The sequence below is a fragment of the Desulfuribacillus stibiiarsenatis genome, assembly GCF_001742305.1.
Lineage (GTDB): Bacteria > Bacillota > Bacilli > Desulfuribacillales > Desulfuribacillaceae > Desulfuribacillus_A > Desulfuribacillus_A stibiiarsenatis.
Map to the genome: position 1 here is coordinate 19,765 of NZ_MJAT01000012.1, position 22,717 is coordinate 42,481.

Annotated in this window: 26 protein-coding genes and 1 pseudogene; 24 read left to right on the plus strand and 3 right to left on the minus strand. The window is 35.6% G+C overall.

What is annotated here, in order from left to right; genetic code table 11:
- Positions 1-7: 7 nt before the first annotated feature.
- From BHU72_RS16515 to BHU72_RS05675, 4 genes and pseudogenes are all read left to right on the plus strand, one after another.
- Positions 8-246 (plus strand): annotated as a pseudogene (locus tag BHU72_RS16515) (heteromeric transposase endonuclease subunit TnsA); the annotation flags it as partial.
- A 587-nt stretch (positions 247-833) separates the two neighbouring features.
- Entirely contained in the window at positions 834-1,979 is a 1,146-nt protein-coding gene (locus BHU72_RS05665; protein WP_069701672.1) for a DUF3800 domain-containing protein, read from the plus strand.
- A gap of 207 nt (positions 1,980-2,186) precedes the next feature.
- A complete protein-coding gene (locus BHU72_RS05670) occupies positions 2,187-4,112 on the plus strand; it encodes a hypothetical protein (protein WP_069701673.1) in 1,926 nt (641 codons plus the stop codon).
- A 1,649-nt stretch (positions 4,113-5,761) separates the two neighbouring features.
- A complete protein-coding gene (locus tag BHU72_RS05675; RefSeq protein WP_069701674.1) occupies positions 5,762-6,007 on the plus strand; it encodes a hypothetical protein in 246 nt (81 codons plus the stop codon).
- A gap of 269 nt (positions 6,008-6,276) precedes the next feature.
- On the opposite strand, the gene BHU72_RS05680 is transcribed toward BHU72_RS05675, so the two are convergent.
- Entirely contained in the window at positions 6,277-7,251 is a 975-nt protein-coding gene (locus BHU72_RS05680; RefSeq protein ID WP_069701675.1) for a copper amine oxidase N-terminal domain-containing protein, read from the minus strand.
- Positions 7,252-7,745: 494 nt separating this feature from the next.
- On the opposite strand from BHU72_RS05680, the gene BHU72_RS05685 reads away from it, so the two are divergent.
- Positions 7,746-8,411, plus strand: coding sequence for an HAD family hydrolase (locus BHU72_RS05685; protein ID WP_069701676.1), 666 nt, complete (start codon positions 7,746-7,748; stop codon positions 8,409-8,411).
- Here BHU72_RS05685 and BHU72_RS05690 read toward each other — a convergent pair.
- Positions 8,406-9,026, minus strand: a complete 621-nt coding sequence (locus BHU72_RS05690) for a TraX family protein (RefSeq protein WP_069701677.1) — start codon at positions 9,024-9,026, stop codon at positions 8,406-8,408. The two genes, BHU72_RS05685 and BHU72_RS05690, sit on opposite strands and share 6 nt — an antisense overlap.
- A gap of 184 nt (positions 9,027-9,210) precedes the next feature.
- On the opposite strand from BHU72_RS05690, the gene BHU72_RS05695 reads away from it, so the two are divergent.
- The 8 genes from BHU72_RS05695 to BHU72_RS05730 all read left to right on the plus strand — a co-directional run bounded on the left by BHU72_RS05695 (position 9,211) and on the right by BHU72_RS05730 (position 16,479).
- On the plus strand, positions 9,211-9,573 hold the full coding sequence (locus tag BHU72_RS05695; RefSeq protein WP_069701678.1) for a P-II family nitrogen regulator: 363 nt from the start codon (positions 9,211-9,213) through the stop codon (positions 9,571-9,573).
- A 3-nt stretch (positions 9,574-9,576) separates the two neighbouring features.
- Positions 9,577-10,884 carry an ammonium transporter gene (locus BHU72_RS05700; protein ID WP_069701679.1) on the plus strand — a complete coding sequence of 436 codons (1,308 nt, stop codon included), beginning with the start codon at positions 9,577-9,579 and terminating at the stop codon, positions 10,882-10,884.
- 165 nt (positions 10,885-11,049) lie between these two features.
- Entirely contained in the window at positions 11,050-11,331 is a 282-nt protein-coding gene (locus tag BHU72_RS05705; RefSeq protein WP_069701680.1) for a MoaD-like domain-containing protein, read from the plus strand.
- A 35-nt stretch (positions 11,332-11,366) separates the two neighbouring features.
- On the plus strand, positions 11,367-11,987 hold the full coding sequence (locus tag BHU72_RS05710; RefSeq protein ID WP_069701681.1) for an SDR family NAD(P)-dependent oxidoreductase: 621 nt from the start codon (positions 11,367-11,369) through the stop codon (positions 11,985-11,987).
- A 255-nt stretch (positions 11,988-12,242) separates the two neighbouring features.
- Positions 12,243-14,267, plus strand: a complete 2,025-nt coding sequence (locus BHU72_RS05715; RefSeq protein ID WP_069701682.1) for a methyl-accepting chemotaxis protein — start codon at positions 12,243-12,245, stop codon at positions 14,265-14,267.
- Positions 14,268-14,473: 206 nt separating this feature from the next.
- Positions 14,474-15,550, plus strand: a complete 1,077-nt coding sequence (locus BHU72_RS05720; protein WP_069701683.1) for an HD-GYP domain-containing protein — start codon at positions 14,474-14,476, stop codon at positions 15,548-15,550.
- 56 nt (positions 15,551-15,606) lie between these two features.
- Positions 15,607-16,101: a response regulator gene (locus BHU72_RS05725; RefSeq protein ID WP_218076106.1), complete on the plus strand. Its 495-nt coding sequence runs from the start codon at positions 15,607-15,609 to the stop codon at positions 16,099-16,101.
- A gap of 9 nt (positions 16,102-16,110) precedes the next feature.
- Positions 16,111-16,479 (plus strand): response regulator, encoded by a 369-nt coding sequence (locus tag BHU72_RS05730; protein ID WP_069701684.1) that lies wholly within the window; start codon positions 16,111-16,113, stop codon positions 16,477-16,479.
- On the opposite strand, the gene BHU72_RS05735 is transcribed toward BHU72_RS05730, so the two are convergent.
- Positions 16,476-16,820, minus strand: a complete 345-nt coding sequence (locus BHU72_RS05735) for a hypothetical protein (protein WP_069701685.1) — start codon at positions 16,818-16,820, stop codon at positions 16,476-16,478. The two genes, BHU72_RS05730 and BHU72_RS05735, sit on opposite strands and share 4 nt — an antisense overlap.
- A gap of 39 nt (positions 16,821-16,859) precedes the next feature.
- Here BHU72_RS05735 and BHU72_RS05740 point away from each other — a divergent pair, with 39 nt between their 5' ends.
- The 11 genes from BHU72_RS05740 to BHU72_RS05785 all read left to right on the plus strand — a co-directional run bounded on the left by BHU72_RS05740 (position 16,860) and on the right by BHU72_RS05785 (position 22,676).
- Positions 16,860-17,084, plus strand: a complete 225-nt coding sequence (locus tag BHU72_RS05740) for a hypothetical protein (RefSeq protein ID WP_069701686.1) — start codon at positions 16,860-16,862, stop codon at positions 17,082-17,084.
- Positions 17,085-17,086: 2 nt separating this feature from the next.
- On the plus strand, positions 17,087-17,260 hold the full coding sequence (locus BHU72_RS15845) for a hypothetical protein (protein WP_176720419.1): 174 nt from the start codon (positions 17,087-17,089) through the stop codon (positions 17,258-17,260).
- 71 nt (positions 17,261-17,331) lie between these two features.
- Entirely contained in the window at positions 17,332-18,312 is a 981-nt protein-coding gene (locus BHU72_RS05745) for a GGDEF domain-containing response regulator (protein ID WP_069702021.1), read from the plus strand.
- On the plus strand, positions 18,305-18,616 hold the full coding sequence (locus BHU72_RS05750; RefSeq protein ID WP_069701687.1) for an Hpt domain-containing protein: 312 nt from the start codon (positions 18,305-18,307) through the stop codon (positions 18,614-18,616). The genes BHU72_RS05745 and BHU72_RS05750 overlap by 8 nt, the downstream gene beginning before the upstream one ends.
- 34 nt (positions 18,617-18,650) lie before the next feature.
- Positions 18,651-19,724 (plus strand): HD-GYP domain-containing protein, encoded by a 1,074-nt coding sequence (locus BHU72_RS05755; protein WP_069701688.1) that lies wholly within the window; start codon positions 18,651-18,653, stop codon positions 19,722-19,724.
- A gap of 140 nt (positions 19,725-19,864) precedes the next feature.
- The gene (locus tag BHU72_RS05760; RefSeq protein WP_069701689.1) at positions 19,865-20,338 is read left to right on the plus strand and encodes a chemotaxis protein CheX; all 474 of its coding nucleotides are present in this window, start codon (positions 19,865-19,867) and stop codon (positions 20,336-20,338) included.
- 20 nt (positions 20,339-20,358) lie between these two features.
- On the plus strand, positions 20,359-20,754 hold the full coding sequence (locus BHU72_RS05765) for a bacteriohemerythrin (RefSeq protein WP_069701690.1): 396 nt from the start codon (positions 20,359-20,361) through the stop codon (positions 20,752-20,754).
- A gap of 29 nt (positions 20,755-20,783) precedes the next feature.
- The gene (locus tag BHU72_RS05770; protein WP_069701691.1) at positions 20,784-21,146 is read left to right on the plus strand and encodes a response regulator; all 363 of its coding nucleotides are present in this window, start codon (positions 20,784-20,786) and stop codon (positions 21,144-21,146) included.
- A 14-nt stretch (positions 21,147-21,160) separates the two neighbouring features.
- Complete coding sequence (locus tag BHU72_RS05775) at positions 21,161-21,805, plus strand: chemotaxis protein CheC (protein WP_069701692.1); 645 nt, start codon at positions 21,161-21,163, stop codon at positions 21,803-21,805.
- Complete coding sequence (locus tag BHU72_RS05780) at positions 21,792-22,277, plus strand: chemotaxis protein CheD (protein WP_069701693.1); 486 nt, start codon at positions 21,792-21,794, stop codon at positions 22,275-22,277. Before BHU72_RS05775 ends, BHU72_RS05780 begins: the two co-directional genes overlap by 14 nt.
- A 90-nt stretch (positions 22,278-22,367) precedes the next feature.
- Positions 22,368-22,676, plus strand: coding sequence for an STAS domain-containing protein (locus BHU72_RS05785; protein WP_069701694.1), 309 nt, complete (start codon positions 22,368-22,370; stop codon positions 22,674-22,676).
- Positions 22,677-22,717 lie beyond the last annotated feature (41 nt).

The following is a 22,717-nucleotide window of genomic DNA, read 5'->3' on the forward strand; positions in this document are numbered from 1 at the left end:
TGATATAGTGCCTAAACGTAAACGTTCATTATCAATCGACAAGAGAGTATAAGAAGGGCGTGGGCAAGGAGTAGGTGTTGACTATAAGCCGTGGGTTACTATTCAAGATGTACCTTCACTGGGTAGTGCAACGCGATTAAAGGGTAATAAAATTCCACGGCAATTTGAATTCTTTCGGATTTAGAAAGAAATTATTTTTATTTATTAGAAGACTCCGATTTAGTTGTTGATATTCGAGAACAATACTATAGAAGTTATAAAGATTTAAAAATGGAGACCATTTTTATACAAAAATCGCAAATTACAGAAGTTAAATGAACTTAAATATTATTATTACTATTATTATTGGGGATAAACGAAGATGAAAAAATTTCCGAGTTGCTTTCTCAACAACTTCATGAAAACTCATTTTCAATTGATGGAATATCTAGAGAAATCACATTAACTATAGAAAATGACAAAAATCAGTCTCTAGATTTAGATGATAAGTTCGTAAATACAGGAAAGTTTATAAATGATTAATCAAATCATGTATTGGGTCGAATTAATAGAATATGATTTTAGATGTCTTCATCATTTTACGTGAACATCGGGAAGTCTGAAATTAACAAATATTCGCAAGAAGTTGTTAGACTCATAACTGAGGTAAGGGACAAAGAATACAGGGTAGAAGTTTAGTTACCTTTCCTAAACGTTAAGCCGAGCGATATACAGGGAAGTAACTGATTTAGTTCGACTTATTATTTTACTTGGTCAATTATTCAATAGATTCCCTATTGGAACAAGGGATGAATAAGAACTCAAACAAAAGTGCTGATCGGGGGAAGAGTGTATTGAAAACTAAATCAAGAAAACTGTTCTTATACATTGATGAAAGCATTTTCAGTTATAATGGGCAAAATTACTTCGCTGTTGGGATGATGGCTGTTGTAGATGAAGCGAGTGAAAGTGTTATTGAGAAGGCATTAACAAATTTAAAGAACGATCCCGATATCCATGAAGAAAATACTAAGGAATGGGACAATAGAACATTAGAACGAGGGTATTTCCATGCGACTGACGATAGTAAGAATGCACACAGCCATTTATGCAATTCTATCAAAGAGCATCTAAATGCTAAAGTCAGCTACGTTGTATTAAAACCACATGATAGTAACTTTAACTTAACAGTTGAACAGAAACATCGAATCAATACAGAATTAGTTAGTTTAATAGCAACAGAATTTATCGGGGAAATAAAGATTGTAATTGAAAACAGAATAAGTTTCTCGGAAACTATTGCCCAACAGTTTTATGAGAATTTGTACGAGGTCATTGATGCCTCAGTATACACCCACCCCTGGTTATCGGCCAACTATCCTAAAATAGATATTGAAGTAGTGGGGAAAGAAAATCCGGGTGTTCAAGTAATCGATTTTATAACATGGGCCTTAAATAATTTCTATAGCAATAATAAAAAGGGTATATGGTTTGAGCGTCTATCCCTTCAACAGAGGATGAAATACGATCAACCAGATGGGGATTTGGCTGGTGGAGAATACTCTTTGGGTAATTCAATTAAGGAAAATCTAAACATTTATCTGCTTAACCCATATCCAGATGAAGCTTTTCCCTTAAATGATGATTTTTACAACAATATCTTTTTTGAGATGATCTACTTGCTTGCAGAACAAATATTAAATAAAATTTTCAGAGATGGATTACCTGAACATGTGATTCATTTTGAATCCGAGCTTAATGAATTGGTAACTCAGTTAAAAGGTGGTGCTACAAATTTGGAAATGATCAAAAAGGTTGCGAAGTTGTTTATACGATTGTTTGATACTATGCCTATATATTCAGAACTAAGAAAAGACATAGATTACAAAGCGTTTAAATTTATACTTCACGTTAGAAGATGCATGGGTTTAGTTGTAATGGAGAGATATATGGTTTACCTGCTGTTAAGGTGTTCAAAGAGATTAGGCAACAATTGGTAGAAGAACGAAATCAGGATCTTATTGGAGAACCCGATATCAAGCAACTAACCGATTTATTTTGAACGACTATTATAAAAAAATGGCTCCCAAATAAGCCCGATTAATGGAGAATGTGATGGTAATCAAGTTTGGGATTTTTAGTTTTCTTCTCAAATTTGTATGGTTATCGATGAAAATATATAAGGAGGTGAATCATACCCTGGTGGTATGAAGAAGATGATACAAAGAGAAAGCGTTGTAACCTTATGCGAACAATTAATCGCAGAATCAAAAGCAATTAAAGAAAATACTGGAAAACACTTTATAATTCAAAAAGTAGCCAATCACATATGTGAACGAGCATCAGAGATTAAGGACATTTGTTCAGTAGATAAGTATGATATATATTTTAACGGCAAGGTTGAAGTAGGTAAGTCAACTGCTATTTGCAATCTTTTTAATTTGGTGGATCGTAGCAAATTTACAGTAGATAAAAGACCTTCAGATGCTTTGTTGTTAAAAACAGCAAGTGGTAGGACAACTGTATGTGAAACTGTTATTACACAAATTGAAGATGATAAAAGTAAAATTATTGTTGATCCAGTTAGCGTAGAAGAATTTCATGTTCTCGTAAGGGAATATATAAAAGCTATCTCTCCTAATTACAATGCTGATACTGATTCACTTCCCCCAGAAGAATTAATAAGGGCTTTGAAAAACATGCTACATATTCCTTCAGAATACACAAGCAACGAGGATAGATATCAGTTCTTACTGGACAAATTTATGGTGGAACATACTGAAATAAATCAGAATGAATTAGTGAATATGCTTATAGTTGAGGTATCAAAGTATATAAATTATGAAAATAGAACTCAGATAGAATATTGTTGTGAGAGTGGAGATTTCAATGAGTGGTTGAAGAAACACTTTAATGATATAAACGATGGTAGGTTAGATAATTGTCCACTTCCGAGTAAGATATATATTGATATTAGGAAAAATGATATTGATATGGGTCTACCAAATTTTATTAGTCGTGTTATTGATACGAGAGGGATAGATGGCGGACAACGTAAAGACATACAAGATGTAATAAAGAATAAAAAGAGCATTTCGATCATGAATGATGAAATCGGTATGATCGGCGGAAACGCAGACTTGATGAACATAATGAAGCAAGTTCTTGTAAAAGAAAACATGGATCTAAGGCATAGAGTGTTTTTAATTGGTCTTGAAAGGGATTGCGAATTGAGTGATGTTCCTGACGCAGATGGGAATAGAGAATCAGGAAAAAAAATAAAAACGCAGCAAGCAATAAATAGAATGAAAAAATCAGGAATTAACTTTTCTTTTGAAAACATAGCTTTCTATAATTCCTTTTATGGTATAGCGATAGCATCGTCTAACAAAAAGATAATGAAAATATGTTCTGAGCAATATGATCAAGAGAAAAATGAGTTTTTCAACTTTATCGAAGATGGCCTGAAATTTATGTACTCTGGATACAGGAAGGAACTGATGGATCTTCTCGATAAGGTAAAATTACTTGAGAAAAACAGTATAACTGAGGAAGTTTTAATAAAGTTAGATCAGAGTAAAGACGCTGTAATTGTAACTAAAGAGGAAGCAAAACATCAAGTTTATGATTTGATTGGTAAATTAGAAGAAGAAATTCAAGGCACACATCCTTCTGTATTAAGGGCATCTGTAAATAGGTTAGGAATTTATCCAAGCTTTAATCTTTATGCGACCATTCAGAAACTTGGTGGTGAAGAATTTACCAAAAAATGTCTTGAAGTAAAAAGAGAATTGGTAGGAAACATTAAAGGAAGATTCGGATGTAGTGTTGGAATCGAAGAGGTAATATTACAAACTCTGCTTTCAAAAATTGACCTTGAATACTATAATTACTATGAAAAAAGTCGAGCATTATATTATGAAATATCTGATAGGGGACTCCATAATGTAGAAACATGGGAAAAGCCACTCCAGTATTGGGGGGACGGTAATAAAAAATATCGTGAGCGAGTTACAGTAGATATATTAAGGGAGGTAATGAAAAAAGAGGTGCAAAAGTCACTTTCGAAATTTTTGATATTAGATTTATTTTTTGATGGTTTGGTTAAATTTATGGATTTCAATCAACAATAAAAGGTTGAATTTTTAACCTAAATCCATCTTACCAATACCCTACTATGTAAATTGGCAAATAATTAAACATAGATGTTCCTAAATAGTTACTGCTATATTTAAGTTGACGAAGAAAGATTTCTATCCCAATGTGACAAAGACATCTCTATCACCTTTCAATCCCAGGAACGCGACCCCTCTCGCACGAATTTCGCGGAATTATACAGGGGAATCTACTAAGTCCTAAGGTTATCAGCCATACAGCGTGACAACCCTTGACATACGGTGTTTTTAGTAATGATGTATCACTTCCAAAAGTACATACTTTTAGAACAGTAAATCAAATAGAATATAAAGCCATAAAAAACTACCTTCAGGAAGTTTAAAAGTTAGTCTATAATTATTGTATATAATATAGCTGACTCTTGGACGATAATGGAGGTGTTTTTTATTAAGATAGGATATGCTAGAGTTTCAACAGCCGATCAGGAACTGGAAGCACACTAGAAATGTTAAAAGATTATGGGTGCGAGAGATTCATGGAGAAAATGTCATAGTCAATGGTATGTCATAGAAACTTTAAAAAATTTCATAATGAGTGGTAAATGTCATAGATAACCTTGTAAAAAACCACATTACCTTGCAAAATGTCATAGATAACTTGTAAAAAGCCACATTATCTTGCAAAATGTCATAAATAGCCTTGTAAAAAGTCATAGTTACCTTGTAAAATGTCATAGATAATACAAAATAGCGATATATAAGCTTTCTAAAGCTCTTTCGATTATAAACATGAGGGCTATTTTAAAGAAAAAGTTATAGTTTCCTTGGTAAATGTCATAGATAACACAAAACAGCGATATATAAGCTATCTAAGGCTCTTTCGATTATAAAAACGAGGCTATTTTAAAGAAAATGTCATAGTTTCCGCGGTAAATGTCATATTTCACGTGGTAAATGTCATAGATAACAAACAGAAACAGCTTTTTTTAACTTGTAAAGGATGTATATATACAAAAAGGGGATATATGAAATATTATTATAACTTTTGAAAAAATCGTATTTATCTTATCGTAGTTTTATAAATCCTTATTTAGCAGGCTATAAAATTTGAATTGAATATATAGCAATATATAGCAATATATAGCGAATATAGGTAAATGTCTATAATTATATAGTAAATATATAGTAATACTTCTAACCTCTATAATTATATAGTGAAAATATATAATAATAATATATTAATTATATATTATCCAATAAAAGTGAAAAGTAAGGTATTTTCTATTTAATCAAAATCTTGAATTGTATAAAATTGAAGTTATAATAAATTGACTACTTAAGTAATAGGGAATAGAATCGAGAAAAGGACAAAATTGGTAGATTAGGAACTGTCAGCACACTTGAAATTTAATAATAAAGTTTAAGAAATGTCTCGGCACTTCGCTTTAGCGATTGTGACCGAGCCTTATCTGTTTAAAAGGGGGAAATTGAAATGAGCGTTTAAATTTAAAATGTAGAAAAATATTATTATGTTATTGAAGGAAAAGATATTTGATTATAGCGTAAACGTATAATTCAATGGTAATCGGATGATTGCAGCCAAGTGTAAACACATAATAGTTAATGTAGTTAGCCATGGTTGACAAAATATATTAGGGGGAAAAAAGATGAAGAATATTGATGAAATTATAAAGGAAAGTAATCGTTTGATTCAAGAATCTAATAAACTAAAAGAATTATTTGAGATATTAGGCGAATCTGAGCCATTCTCACCAAAGTGCTTTGGATGTGAGGAATACCATAAATTTCTAAATGAACATACAAGGAAATACCCGGAGGTTTACTCAGAGGACTCATTTAATAATTCAGGGGATAAATCAGGGGATAAAATAACAAAAAATAATAAATATTAGAACAATTAAAACAAAATCATTAGGTAATAAAGCTATTTGTAGCAACCTTTAATTAAATATATCTATTAATAAAAAAAGGGCAATAGGCCCCCGACACGGTAGAGGTCATCGGTTCGAGCCCGGTTTCGCCCACCAACCACTAAGAAAAACCCTACATAATGTAGGGTTTTTCACGTTGTATCTCTGAGGTCCTTTATCTTTTGACGCTCTCGGTTGTTTTTGTGTAGTTATGTTTTTGTGTTTTTTGCTTCTTTCTCGTGGCCGATAGGTTAATGCACAGATTCCCAATTGTGATACGTGACAAGTAATTTGTTGCTATCGTCTTCGCTATGTTCAATCACTAGATGTGCAATGACTACGACTGCTGCAGAATCATTTAATAATCCTTCAACGACACCGCTTACATAGAATTTGTTTCCTAATATTCTTACATTCTCTGCATCTACTAAGACTTTAATAGGGAGTACACGCTCTTGATGCTCGACGATTGATTCTTTCCATTTTAAGACTAGATCGGCTTTTGCATATTGTTGCATTGAGACTTCCCATTGATTCATACTTTCTATGTTTCTGCCGTCATATGATGTACGTAATGATAAATAATCTCTAGTCATTTGCGTAGCATCAGCTATTGATGCTCTTGTTTCGCCTTCTTCTATTGACAAGGTGTCAGCTAATGAATTCTCTGATTTTGCCAAAGTTTTTAAAGCGTCGCCCGATACACCTTTTATGTTCTTGATGCGAATGCTTTCTGATATTTCGCGAAATAAACTTTGTTTTTGTACTTTGTTAAAAGCACCAGAAGTATAGGTTGTAATTACGCCGGTGTTATGAACTTCGTTCCATTCTATGTCGTAACCTAAAGCTTCATATATAATTCTTAGAGGAATAAAGGTTGCACTCAACTGTTGATTTAACACTAGAGCAGAGTCCATTACAAATTGTTTGCCATTTACGAAATATTCCTTTTTGTTTACGGTCATGACAATTTCAATTGCATCTTTTTTGATTTTAGCTTGTTTCAAAGTAGCATCCCATGTTACTTCGGCCTCGGCAGCTTCTGCACTAACACGTAAAGGCACTAAAGTGCGACCGTTGCTATCTATGTATGGCCTCACGTCGTTAAATTGAACTTTCAATCCGTTTACATAGAGATGAATCTCCGTTAGACTCGCTTCTGCAAAACCGATATTGAATCCCATGAACAACAATATAGTGATGATAAAAGATAATAGTTTTCTCATTTTTCATCCCCCATTTTTAAAGAAATTTTCAAATTAGTAATTTCTAAAGAAAAATATTTGTGCATAATTGTAAACAGTATGCCTACTATTAGTTTAACATAACATAGTACTTCACTTAAGTTTTTTTAAGTCACAGGGTTGTTCGGGAAGATGTTAGTAAAATTCTAAATTGACTTGACGCAGACAATTGAGATATGTTATCATAACATTATCGAAAATGATTATCATTTCTAAAGATGCGGGAGGTTTGATAATGAGTAATCAAACAAAATGTAAATGCAAGAATTGCCAATGCCATACAGGTGGCTGCGGGTGCAAGAAGTAGAATAGCGCTTTGTCGTTTAATGGGAGCCCGAATTTGGGCTTCTTTTTTTCGTCGCTATTCAATTGGCATTACATGAGTTGCGCTTAGGACTTTTAGTAGTATCAATGTGTCGATTATTGATTTTTGTGATTTATAAGTTTAGGATAGAGATGAAATGAGGTAGATATATATGAAAAAAGTTGCAATCTTTGATTTTGATGGGACTCTATATTCTATAGAAACATTTACATTTTTAATTCAACAGCTTAAAAAGCAAAAGGGCTATCGACTGAAATACCGTGAGTTTAATATTCGGTTCTTCTTTCCGTACTTAGCATTCAAGCTTGGTTTTATGAAAAAAAGCAGAATGCGAAATGATGCTTTGAAGCTTTTTGTGAGTTTATTTCGTAATATGAATGAACAAAAGATATATGAGTTCTTTCGGGTCGCCTACAAGGACTTAAAGGTTCATGTAAACGATGCGGTTTTCCGTGAATTCCAATTATTAAAGGAGCAAGGATATATTAATATTTTAGTATCTGGTGCTGTGATGCCATTACTACATTTCGTTAAGAACGATATACCTTTTGATTACGTTGTCGGTACAGAGATACCGATGAAGAATGGAATGTATGATTCTCAGCAAGAGTTTTTGTATGTTCAAGGGGCGGTAAAGGTAGAGAAGTTACAAGAGATCATTAGTAAGTATGAGTCGATTGACTGGGGTAGCAGTGTCGCGTTTGCGGATAGTTTGTCGGACTTGCCGGTCTTAGAGACTGTAGCGAAGCCAACTTGTGTTAAGCCAGAGCCTGAGTTGAGAGATATTGCTCTGGCAAGAGGTTGGAGGATATTATAAATATATGCTGATCCAATGTAATAACAGCAAGTGTACTGGATAGAACGAGTATTGAATAATACGAGGCAGTTGAAATCTGTCATTACGACATAAATAAATAAAAAGAATTGCTACGACAGCATACATTTGCATTGGATGGTAGCGCAAAATACTAAGACTAGCATATGTGAGAATTCCCTGTCCTGCGAGAAGTGCTAAATATTGATTATGTAAGAAATAAAACATGAGAATCATGAAAATACCGTAGCTTTTATACTCCACTTGTAATAGATGTGCTATCGATACAATCGCGACTAGGCCGGAAGCTTTCCATACCCAGGTGAACTTGGAATCGATAAGCCAAATCGTAAGTAGTCCAAGAAATAATGTAAAAACGATATTTAGATAATTGCTTTGGAAAGCTAGGTGAAATGGGATTTGTGATACGATGGCAAGGACAAAGAGTCGAATTGCATAGTTTTTTATATTGGATGTTTTGCGATAGCCGAGTGCTACTGCATAGGCAAAGATCGGGAATGCAAGGCGGCCGATGATTCGGAATTCGCTAACATCGGGGAAAAATATAATCCCAATATGATCGATTAGCATGGTAAGAAATGCGATTACTTTTAACAAGATCTCAACTCCTTCGTATAAATTTAATATAGATGAAAAGGTGAATTTTTACAACAAATACTCCTGGCATATTATTGCTAGGAGTATTATTTTTTTTAATAATTTTCTAAAACTCATGATTGATTTCCTCACATGACCATGTTATGATTTATAACATAATTATGTTAAGGAAGGTGTCGTAAACATGAAAAAGATAGAAGCTATTTTAAGGCCAGAGAGGTTACAGGAAACAATTAAGGCTTTAGACGAAATTGGAGTCACTGGTTTCACGGTTACTCAAGTCGTGGGGAGAGGTATTCAAAAAGATTCAATGGGTGTATACAGAGGGCAGAATTACAAGGTAAGCTTGCATCCGAAAGTGAAGTTAAAAATTATTCTTTCTGATTACATGGTACAAAAGACAGTACAGGCCATCATTAAAGCAGCACAAACAGGTGAAGGCGGGGATGGAAAGATTTTCGTATCTGCTTTAGAAGAGGCATATAATATTCGCACAGGATTAGTTGATGACTCTATTGATGAATTGAATCAAAAGGAGGAGAACTAATCAATGGAATTGATACATTTAAATACGGTTTGGATTGTTTTAGCAGCGGCTATGGTTTTGTTGATGGAAGGCGGATTTAGTTTATTAGAAGCAGGGCTTGTTCGTACGAAGAATGCTGTTAACGTTACAATGAAAATTTTTGTAGACTTAACAATTGGAGCATTATCGTTCTGGGTTGTTGGTTTTGCGATTATGTTTGGTGCTGATGCGTTTGGACTTTTTGGTACTTCATTATTTGGCGCACCACAAGGAATTGAGTTAGGATTAGATTTACCAGCGGCAGCATTCGTTTTGTTCCAGATGGGATTTGCGATTGCGTGTATTTCGATTATTTCTGGAGCAGTTGCGGAACGTATGAATTTTAAAGCATATATTATCATTGCGATTTTAGTAACAATGTTTGTTTATCCAATCTCTGGTCATTGGGTATGGCATGGAGATGGGTGGTTGGCGGCACTTGGTATGAAGGACTTTGCAGGATCTGCAGTCATTCATGCGATGGGTGGTTTTGCAGCGTTAGCGATTGCTTGGAAGTTAGGAGCTAGAAGAGGAAGATTTACTTCTGATGGAGGAGTGAATGTATTTGCTCCAAGTAATATCCCGCTTGCTTCTGCAGGGGCGTTCTTGCTTTGGTTCGGTTGGTTTGCCTTTAATGCAGGTAGTACGCTAGATGCGTCTGATGCATCGTTAGCTACCATTGCGTTAAATACGATGCTTGCGGCGGCAGCTGGTGGTACGTCTTCGTTACTATTCACGATGTTTAAGTTTGGTAAGACCGACCCGAGTATGACTATTAACGGGTCGTTATCTGGTCTGGTTGCAATCACAGCAGGTTGTGCATTTGTGGATCAATGGAGTGCAATTATAATCGGTTTAATCGCTGGTATCATAGTAATTGGTGCTACATTGTTAGTCGACAATAAGCTACGTATTGACGATCCAGTAGGAGCTGTTGCGGTACATGGTTTTAATGGTTTCTTTGGTACTGTGGTTCTTGGGTTGCTTGATACAGAAGCTGGGTTATTAACGACTGGTGAAACAAATTTATTTTTCGTTCAATTATTAGGTGCGGTAGTGATTAGCGCTTGGGGATTTGTTGGTGGATTAGGTGTAGCCTATGCAGCAGATGCACTGGTAGGACTACGTGCCACTGTAAGAGAGGAAGAGGAAGGGCTAGATATGGCTTACCATGGTATTCCTGCCTATAACGAATTGGAACGCTTTACTGATTTGCCAAAAAGCCTATACGATTTCCAAGATTCTACTGGTGTGGATATCATTCAACCGAATGGAATGGCTAGAAAAGGCTAATATAAGCGATGTATCATACTTTTTGAGTAATTTAAAGCCTCAACTTCGGTTGTGGCTTTTTTCATTACTGCTTTAGAATTGCGTGTAGTATGCTAAAATATATACGAGTAATTGACAATGCAATAGGATAAGCAGCCAAATAGGATTTCTCTGAGGAGGGGCGCTATGTTTGAATATGAGTCTAAGCACGAAATGCGAGGTATGCAAAGATGTGATTTAGTCAACTATTTCATAGAGATTGGTGGGCATGCCATAGCTGCCAATGAATATCGTGGACAAGACGGAGAAGACCAGGAATGGAAGGTTGTTGTCAATCCGCAAGAGTCCATTGTGATGGGAGCACTCGTATTGCCGGTCACTGTGTTACATATTTATACGAAGAGTTCCGTGCATCACTCGATATTTGTAGAAAGATTTCGTAAGAAATTTTTGTCTGCTGGGGGATAATGTATTTCTTTCGTTACATATAGGAGGACATGAGTATGTCTTTTAAGGATAGAGTAGTGATTGTTACTGGCGCGGCAAAAGGAATTGGTCGCGTGATTGCAAAAAGATATTGCGACGAGAAAGCGAATGTAATAATCGTCGATATTGACTATGAATCAGGTAAGAAATGCTTGGAAATGCTGACATCTAGTGGAAATAAAGCGGAGTTTTTTGAGGTTGATGTCAGTAAGTCTGAAGATATCGATAGTTTCATGCAAAAAGTGGAACAAAGATATGGTAGAGTTGATGTTTTAATCAATAATGCTGGGATTTCAGTATGGAAGCCACCGGAAGAGTTGATGGTGGATGCAGAGCCGCACTCTGAAGCGTATGCTGCATCAAAAGGTGGGATTATAGCGTTGACCCAAACTCTTGCCGCTTCTTATGCGAAAGATCATATACGAGTGAATTGTATTAGTCCAGGGTGGATCCAAACACAGGACTATGACCAGCTTCGAGAGATTGACCATCTCCAGCATTTCTCGCAAAGGGTAGGTAAACCCGATGATATCGCGAGCGCTTGTATATATCTCACGCATGGGTCGAATGATTTCATATTGGGGACGAATCTCGTCATTGATGGTGGAATGACGAAAAAAATGATGTATAGGGAGTAAATGATCAGTATATGAAATTGTGGTCTCTTATCACTCAACAGGCAGAATCCTGAAATACCACAAAACCCTATTGAAGATCAATATATAATACCAACCTATGAATGATGAAGTAGTCATTTTGTAATAGAATAGTAAAATCTTTTTTTAGATAAGTAAATTAGGACTGTTTTGTCTTTAGTGGTTATGATATTCTTGTAGTGAAATTATAATCATAATTGACTATATAGAGAATCACTACTGGAAAGAGGGGACCTCATGATTAAAAGACTGAATAGCCTGAAATTGAATGTGAAGTTACAGTTATTAGTCGTTATTGCAATTTTCATTTCATTATCGATTCTACAAGTCATCTCCGTATTTCGGAATGCAAGCTTTACGGAAGAACGAGCATTGCATACAATGGATGACAAAAGAGGCGCTTTAGAATTTTTCATTAATACAGAGATACAACAATTGCAAGAAGTGATTAGCACGAATATTGCTGAAAAGCGCTTAATTGACGCGCTAGCGACTCAAGATCGCGAAATTATAGCGAAAGAATTAGATCATACGTTTTATGCGTTACAAAGGGAATTTGGGATTACAAATCTTCAAATCAACGAATTGGATCTAAAGGTGTATTATCGTAGTCACAATCCTTCAAGTTTTGGTGATGACGTAAGCGAAAGGTCGTTGTTACAAAACGTAATGAAGAACAAAGAAGTAGTAAGTGCACTAGATTCTGGTGCCACGGGACTGGCGCTTCGTTCTGCAGGAATCATTAAAGATTCAAGTGGCAGAGAGTTAGCTGTTTTAGAAGTAGCGAAAGTGTTGAACGATGATTATTTGATTAATCTTAAAAAGGGATTTGGTGTGGATTTCTCAATATATTTTGATAATGAACTAACATTTACATCGATTACCAATGGAAGTGGTCAAAGAATTGCAAACTTTAAAGCTACGAATCAGGAACTAATACAAAATGTTCTTAAAAAAGGTGAAAATTGGTCAGATCGGATTTCTGGCTATTCTAACTATGATATATTTGCGAGCTTTTCTCCTATTAAAAATGCCGATGGTAAAGTATTAGGGATGTGGATGGCAAGTTCTAGTGCATTGCCTTATGATGAAAGAAACCAAGCAGATATATGGATTGGTGTGGTGTTCCAGATTGGTATTCAAATCATCTTCTTCCTGCTGTTATATCCAATTGTTCAATATAAGATTTTACCAATTGCAGATATGACGACTGTCATCTCATCAGTATCCGATTATGATTATCAGAAGGAAGTAAAGAGTTCACACTTAAAGCATACCGACGAAATTGGTGAAATGGCTTCAGCCATCCAAAAGATGCAAGACAATACGAAGAAAATGATTAATCAGATTCGTACAAATTCTGAGACAGTGTCTGGTGCATCGGATGACTTATTACATTTATCAGAAAAAACTTTAAATTCATTGCAAGAAGTAGAACTGTTAATTCAGAATATCCAGCAAGTATCCGATAATCAAGTGAATATTTCCAACGAAACGGCAACATCTATGGAAGAAATGGCTCATGGTATTAACCATGTTGCGGAAACGGCTTCAGGGGTTACAGAAGAAGCTACGGCTATGAAACGAGAAGCAGATCAAGGAAAGCTAGCAGTAACAGGCGCGGTTCAGAAGATGAGTGATATTAAATCGAGTGCTAAACAAATCTCTGATGCTACGAATCGCTTAATTACGGGATTAGACAAGATTAATATCTTTGTTAATACAATCAATGACATTTCAGCACAGACGAACCTACTTGCTCTTAATGCAAGCATAGAAGCAGCGAGGGCCGGTGAACATGGAAGAGGATTTGCCGTAGTAGCGGAAGAAGTCCGTAAACTTGCCGAACAGTCTGCTGGATCGACGAAGGAAATCAATTCAATCGTACATGAAATTAAAGACATTACACAGATTACTTTGAAATCCTTGCAAGAAAACCAAAAAGAGACAGAAGCTGGTATTGAGTCGATTGAAAAAGTAGATGTAGCATTTGTAAACATTATTAGTGCGATTAACAACGTTGCGGAGAAGATTGAGAGTCTATCGGCTGTATCGCAAGAAATGTCTGCTGGTTCTCAGCAGGTGAGCGCATCTGTCAATGAGTTATCGAACATCTCGAAAGAGGCAAATGATCACACGATTGCAATTACAGACAAGATTAAAGAGCAAGTACATGCAATAGAAAATATCACTCAATCTTCCCAGAGCTTGTCAGATCTTGCGCACGATTTAGAAAATATTGTAACGAAATTTAAAGTCTGAGATTATACGCTTTAAACAAGAATGTATTCAATGAAATAATGTTAATATTGACTAGATAAGTATGAATATACGAGTAACGTGAAGATATACTAGTGAAAAACGGGCTATCAGTAGTCCGTTTTTTGTACACTCCTTAAGTACTATTTTATTCAATTGATTATGATGTTAAAATTGACATAACATATCTTATTTGTGAGGAATAGTCTATGAGACTTATAGCGCTTAAAAATATCATCAATGAGACGTATGTACTAGCTAAGTCTGTTTTGTCGGATTCGGGACAAACGCTTTTAAAGGCGGGCTCTACCCTTTCACCATCTATGGTCAATCGTCTAAAAGAACGAGGGATTCCTTTTGTGTATATTGAAGATCCTTTGACGGATGGGATTAACCCGGTTGATGCAATATCGGAGGAAACTAGACGTAAAACACTACAAAAAACCACTACTATTCTAAATAACTTATTTAAGAAAAAACAAGAACGAATTATAGGGTCTAAAGATTTGGACCTAAGAAATGAAATTAATGCAATTATTACTGATATTCAAGCACATCCAAGCAGTATGTATAATTTAGTGAATATACAAAGCATGGATGATTATTTGTTCCATCATTCTGTCAATGTCGGGATTATTGCGATTATATTGGGAACAGGCATGGGATATACTAGAAACCAGTTAATAGAGTTGGGAATTGGAGCAATCCTTCATGACGTAGGAAAGACTTTAATCCCATTAGAAATTTTAAATAAACCGGATATTCTAACGGAAGAAGAATATGCAGTCATGAAACAGCATTCTCAATACGGTTATGAAATTCTAAAAGATCAGCCGGGGGTACCGCTTCTTTCTGCTCATATTGCGTTTCAACATCATGAGCGTTGGAATGGTTCGGGTTACCCACGAGGTATATCGGGTAAAGAACAACATGAATATGCTAGAATTGTGGCAATAGCAGATGTATATGACGCTTTAACTTCTACTCGATCCTACCGTCAACCATTCTTGCCCCATGAAGCGGTAGAAATGCTTTTCGGAGCGGGGAATTTCCACTTTGATTATGATTTAGTGAAGTTGTTTAGAGATAAGATTTCAATATACCCCGTGGGAATGTCAGTGCTATTAAATGATGAACGGATTGCTGTAGTATCAGAGGAAAACAAAATCAGCCCACAAAGACCGAAGGTTCGAGTGATTATGGATCGAGATAAAAAGCCAGTAAAAGACAGCTATGAAATAGACCTATATTTGGATCCGAAAATTATTATAAAAGAAGTTATATAGAAGAATAAGAGGTCACTCAAACGAAAATTCTCCTAGGAGTTAGGAGAATTTTTTCATTGATTTTACAATCATTAACATATAAGATTATGGTGATGCGCTACTACAAAAGAACCATGACGTATGTACCATGTGATAGCAGTGTTGTTGATATAATTATATTGGGGGAATGGCTTTTGAACTCACCACTTATTTTAGTCGTCGAGGACAATGTATCGAATCTTGTTTTGGCCACTCGATTACTAGAGAAGCAAGGATGGAATGTGTTAAGTGTAGATAATGGTGAGAAAGCAGTGGAAATTTATCAGCAGCATGATTTTCATGCTATTTTGATGGATGTGCAAATGCCGATTATGGATGGTTATCAGGCAACTCGAAAAATCCGAGAAATCGAGAAAACAACTGGAAGAAGAACGACAATCATTGCTTTAACAGCATTTGCAATGAGAAGCGACCGCGAGAAATGCTTGGAAGCAGGAATGGATGACTATTTGACAAAACCAATCATTGTAGATGATTTCTTTAGTAAAATGAAACATTATTTAGAGTCCTAGGAGGATACTATGAAGAAGATTGCAGTGATTGATGATAATAAAACCTTTCGGCATTTTGTCAAACAAATTCTTGAGCAAAGCAATTATCATGTAGAGGAGTTTGTCAATGCAGATGAATTTTTCTCAACTGAAAAAGAAATTTATGGTTATGATTTAATTTTGATCGATTATAATATGCCTGGAATGAATGGAATTACAGCCCTGGAAAACATTAAATTTAACCCAGTAACTCAAGGGGTACCAGTGTTGCTGGTGACAGGAGAACCTGAGCGCAAAGTAGTAGATGTCGCTGTACGGTTAAAGGTGAATGACTTTATCTCAAAACCAATTGATCCGGAATTTCTCGTGGAAAGAGTCAATAAGTTACTACGATATTAGAGATATATTGCCTCTTGAGTTTCAAATGCCCTTTTTAGTAAAGATAAGTCTTCAATCAATTGTGTAGTGGTACTATACTGATTTTGCTTAATGGAGTGAGCGATTGTTTCACATATTTCATGAATCTCATGAAAGTGAATTGTTTTGGCAATTCCTTTTAAGGAATGAATCTGTTGATATATCCGATCGAAATACATACGATTAATGATTTCGTCGGATTGCAAATCAAGGGTATACTGATCAATGGTCGCCCAAGCGTTCTTAGAGTCTTGTAAATAAAGTACTTGGCATTCCTTGACGATAGATTCTATAGATTTGTTTTGGTTATGATTCTGACTCATAATCATTCTCCTTTCATTCCCTATTATAGGTGGTATATGATGAGTTTAAAAAAGAAGACACTCCTTATTCTAACAGTTACAGCCTCTAGCTTACTAGCGATATTATATATTTTTTGGAGGTCGATTTTTCTCGGGAACTTATTAGAGGTAGAAGAAGCCAATCACTTCCGTACTTTGAAACAAGTAAAGACAACTTTTGAAAAAAATATGATCATACGAGACGTTTGGATACCATGGGTATCAAGAAGTACTTATGCTAGATAACGATGGAGAAGTTTTTCTATAAATTTTTAACTGACGAACTGGAGACAATACGAACAGAGACGACACAATTTCCTGTTATAATAATAGATGCTAGTGATTTTGATAAGAAGAATTTTAAAGATATCTTGCACTCCCACCAAGCCTATCAGTATATTGGGAATGATATCATGTTTTAATCCCATTGCAATTGCCAGATTAATAACGCTTAGAGTAGAATATAACTGAGGAGGAATTAAGATTGAGGATCATGATAATCGATGATAGTGAATCAAGCCGCAGTCTGCTGGAGCACTTATTACGAAAAGCTGAGTACGATGAAATCCTAGCATTCTCTTCTTTTCACCAAGCTTTACCGTATATCAATGATACAATTGATCTGATTCTTCTTGATATAATTATGCCGGAAATTGACGGGATTAAGGGCTGTGAAATTGTACGTAATCAACTAAAACTTAAAGATATACCAATCATAATGGTAACGGGAGAGAAGGAAATAGAAACGCTAAAAGCTGCTTTTGAAGCGGGGGCAAGCGATTATATAGAAAAACCTTTTCATAAAATTGAACTATTAGCTCGCATGAGCTCTTCGCTGCGTTTGAAGCAAGAAATTAAGGCTAGAAAAGCGCGCGAAAGTGACCTCCTAGACTTAACGAAACAGTTAACGGAATTAACAGAGGAACTTCAAGAGAAGAATAAAATCCTGGAGAACTTATCGACAATTGATGGGTTAACGGGGATTGCAAATCGTAGAAAATTAGATGACACGTTACTCATGTACTGGAAGAAAGCACAAAGAACGAAACAGCATTTTTCAATCATCATGTTAGATATTGATAATTTTAAGGCTTATAACGATCATTATGGACATCAAAAAGGAGATGAAGTTTTACGGCTAATAGCGCATGTCATCAACCTTGTTCCTAAAAGAGCGGATGATTTATTTGCCCGATACGGTGGTGAGGAATTTGTCGTTCTTCTACCAGATACAGCTGAGAACGGCGCCTACCAAATGGCTCAGAGAATTCAAAAGGAAATTATTGAGCTAGCTGTTCCACATCATTTTTCTTTAGTGAAAAGTGTTATAACTGTAAGTATGGGGATTGCTACCTTTTCTGACTGTTGTGATTTACAAGCAGAGGAGCTTTTACGTCAGGCAGACCATGCCCTGTATGATGCGAAAAGAACCGGCGGCAACAGAATAAAGGTATTTGGAGGGCGTAATGTCTAAGAACATAGTGATAGTGGACAAAGATTTAGAAGATTTAATCCCTGGCTTTTTGGACAATAGAAAAAAGGATATCATGAATCTTATGCATTATGTGGCACAGAAGGATTTTGAATCGATACGAATTATGGGGCATAGCATGAAGGGTTATGGTTCTGGTTATGGGTTTCATAAGGTGACTGAAATAGGAAGAGTTCTAGAATTAGGTGCTAAGGAGCAAAATGAAGCAATCATACTAGAGCAAATTGAAGAAATGGAAAAATATTTTGCGAATATAGAAATAATTTTTAATGATTCTATGTTATAATTATTCCAAGTTTTCTTTTTAAGGTGGTAATGGAATGATACAAAAACAGCTTTCCTATTTGCTCGTAAATGATATTCTTGCCAAAGATGTTGAAGATCCAAGGGGTTCTGGTTTGCAGTTGCTTAGTAAAGGTCATCGTTTAACCCCTAAAGACATATCACTTCTTATTAAATATGAGATTACCACTGTTCATGTAGAGGAAGAAGAAAAGAAAATATCAGATGCAATCATTCATCAGGTACATAATTTATGGTCTAACATTAACCAAGAGTTTAATGAATCTTATATAGAAAATTTAAACCAAGTAAAGCAGCTTTTTAATAGCGTAGCTTTAAATGAGGATAATTCGTCGATTGACCAAGTTCTCAGTAATTTTGCGCCAGTTTTGGAGGGGGCATTGAATCGTAGCTATCTTCTGCATGTACTGCACAAGATTAGAGGGTTTGACGACTATACCTATCGTCATTGCTTAAATGTGAGCTTACTATCCGGTGTAATTGGCAAACTCTTAGGATTGTCTCTTGATGAAATCACGGAATTAAGCCAAGCTGGTCTATTACATGATATAGGTAAAATGAAAATTAGCAATGATATTATTAATAAACAAGGCCGATTAACGAACGATGAGTATAATCGGATTCAATTCCATACAACATACGGGTATGAAGTGTTACAAGGAATGGCGATTCCTACGAAAATACAAACGGCTGCATTGGCACATCACGAAAGGCTTGATGGTTCCGGATATCCTTTAGGACTTAAGGGTGATGAGATTCCTTATTATGCGCAAATCATTGCCATTGCTGACACTTACGATGCCATATGCTCTGACCGTGTATATCATAAGAAAGAGTCCCCTTATATTGCGATAGAAGAGCTGAATAAAGGGATATATAATGGTCATTTCAATCCGCAAGTAGTATTGACATTTACACACTTTCTCATAAGTGGATATGTTGGATATCCAGTACTATTAAATAATGGGAAAAGAGCTAAGATTATGCTAATCCACACAGATGAGCCACAACGACCACTACTTTTATTGGATGGAGAGTACATTGATCTTCGTAAAAAACGAGAGTTGCATATTAAAGATATAATCTTATAGAGAAAGTGAAATATGTGGCGAATGCCAAGTTTTCTTTATAAGCGAAATGAATAATTATATTGAAAAATTATTCATATACAATATAATGAATTATATTAAACTATTGTTCTAAGTAGTGGAAAAAGGGTGGTGTAGAATCATTGGTCTATAAACATGCAAAACCGTTTATAAGAGCCTTTTCTAGTATTGCCAAACAGCAATTCGGACAAAACGTTCATATTGGCGAGCTACATAAAGGAGAGTCCCAAATTACTACCAAAGATGTAAGCATTATTGTAGGTGTTACCAATGAATTAGTGGGACAGATTATTTTTGGGATGGAACAAGATTGCTCGAAGGCTATTGTCAAAGCGATGATGGGCGGCATCGAAGTGTCTGAATTAGATGATATGGGCAGAAGTGCATTACAAGAATATTTTAATTGGGTATGCGGGAATGCAGCAGCGAACTTTATAGATTATGATCCTCCTTATACAATTGATATTACTCCACCGATCATTAGTATTGGGATATCGAAAATATATCCAAGTTGTCCTGAGGTTTATTCTGTACCATTACAGCTAGATTCAGGCATTTCAGTAGAACTTACAATGTCAGTTAAAGAACGATTTTAATTGGAAGAGGTGGAATTTATATGAAGGTACAATGGTCAAGTGATCTTGAAACGGGTGTAGGAATTATTGACGATCAGCATCGAAAACTTGTTGATCGAATCTCTGATTTTGTTGATGCTGTAGCTGAGAATAATAACGAAGATATTGAAGAAACAGTAAACTATCTTATTGGTTATACAATTCAACACTTTGGTGCAGAAGAATTGATTATGATTCGCCATGGCTATGTTGATTTTAAAAACCATAGAGATGAACATACTAGATTTATTAAAATGGTATATGATGCGAAAAAGTCATTAATTTCAGACAATCTTTCCATTCAGCAAATAGAAAACTTGCGAGATGAATTAGTAGATTGGGCAATAAACCATATTAAGGTTATGGATAAGGATATTGCTAAACATATTAAAATTTAAAAATAATAGATTGCTAGGAGGAATTATACGTGTCCGCAAAGGTGTTAATAGTTGATGACGCAGCATTTATGAGAATGATGATTAAAGACATACTCTCTAAAAATGGTTTTACAATTGTTGGGGAAGCTGCAAATGGTGAAGAAGCAGTAGAAAGATATAAAGAACACACGCCAGATATCGTAACTATGGATATTACTATGCCTGAGAAAGATGGCATTGCTGCTCTTAAAGATATCAAGAAGATAAACCCAGCAGCGAAAGTGATTATGTGTTCTGCTATGGGTCAACAAGCGATGGTTATTGATGCGATTCAAGCAGGTGCCAAAGATTTTATTGTGAAACCTTTCCAAGCAGATAGAGTACTTGAAGCTATCAATAAAGCGTTAGGTTAATAGGAGGAGTCTTGATGAAAGACCCGATCCGTAACATAACCGCATTTCAACTAGACGTATTAAAGGAAATTAGTAATATTGGTGCAGGGAATGCTGCTACCTCCCTATCAAAGCTTCTAAATAAAGCGGTAGATATGGAAGTTTCTCGTGTTTTACCAATGCATTTTAATGAAATCACTGAATACGTGGGTGGCGCAGAGCACATCGTTGCAACTGTATTTTTGCGCATTCAAGGTGATATTTCAGGGAATATGTTTTTCGTCATTAGCACTGAGGCAGCCCGGGAGCTTGTAAAAGATTTAATTGGGCAAGCAGAGGAAGAGTTTACTGAAATGTCATACTCTGTCTTGCAAGAAATAGGAAATATTTTATCAGGATCGTATCTCACGGCCTTATCGGATTTTACCGGACTAGACTTACAACCAAGTGTACCATCTTTAGCTATAGATATGGCAGGAGCGCTACTAGGGGAAGGTCTTATGGAGCTTGGACGTAGTGGCGATTATGCAATTCTAATAGATGCTAAAATTGGACTTCGTGAAACTCTTGAACTAACAGTAGTTCAAAATGGGGGAGGTCATTTTTTCTTATTGCCTGATCCTGAGTCTTTTGAAAAATTGTTTACCGCGTTAGGGGTGCAAAACCATGGAAGTAGTTAAAGTATGGATGGCCGACTCAAACGTTGCCAAATTCCCCAATTCCATTAGAACAACAGGGTTAGGTTCATGTGTTGGCGTAACCTTATATGATCCAGTGACAAAAGTTGCTGGTATGGCGCATGTTATGCTTCCATCTTCAACGCTAGCCAAGAATGATGAATTTAAAAGTGCGAAATATGCTGATACAGCTTTGCCTGAATTGTTACAAATGGTTCTAAAGGAAGGTGCAAGCAAAGCTAGATTAGTGGCGAAAATGGCCGGTGGAGCCCAAATGTTTAATTTTGCAGGTGGGTCGGACACGATGAAAATAGGCCCTCGTAATGTAGAGGCGTGTAAAGAAGCGCTGAAAAAACTAGGCATACGTTTAATCGCTGAAGATACTGGTGGGAATAGTGGAAGAACCGTTGAGTTGTTTACAGAAACAGGAGTATATTTAATTAAAACAGCATCTAGAGAAACTAGAGAAATATAAGTATAGGCTGAGGAGATATCCTTAGCCTATATTGCCATATTATTAAAAGGACGTGGCTCAAAGTATATGAGCAATATAGGAGGTATTTAAATGGACATCGTGAAAAATGGCGAAAAGGAAGCAATGATAATACCAAAGGGTCGTATAGACATGAGCAATTCTCATATTCTAAAAGATAAATTACTTGAGCTTTATAATGATAGCTATTTATTTATTACAATAGACTTTTCCGATGTTGCAGGAATTGATAGCTCAGGATTAGGGAAATTGCTATTATTCCAAAAAAAGCTGAAAGAAAAAAATGGGGAATTAAAAATCATTAATGTGAGTAGTGAGTATATTAAAAAGATGTTTGAAATGATCCACCTAAACAAAGTAATTCACATAGAAACGTTATAAGTGATTAACGACTTGAAGAATTCTTCGGGATGAGGGGTTAC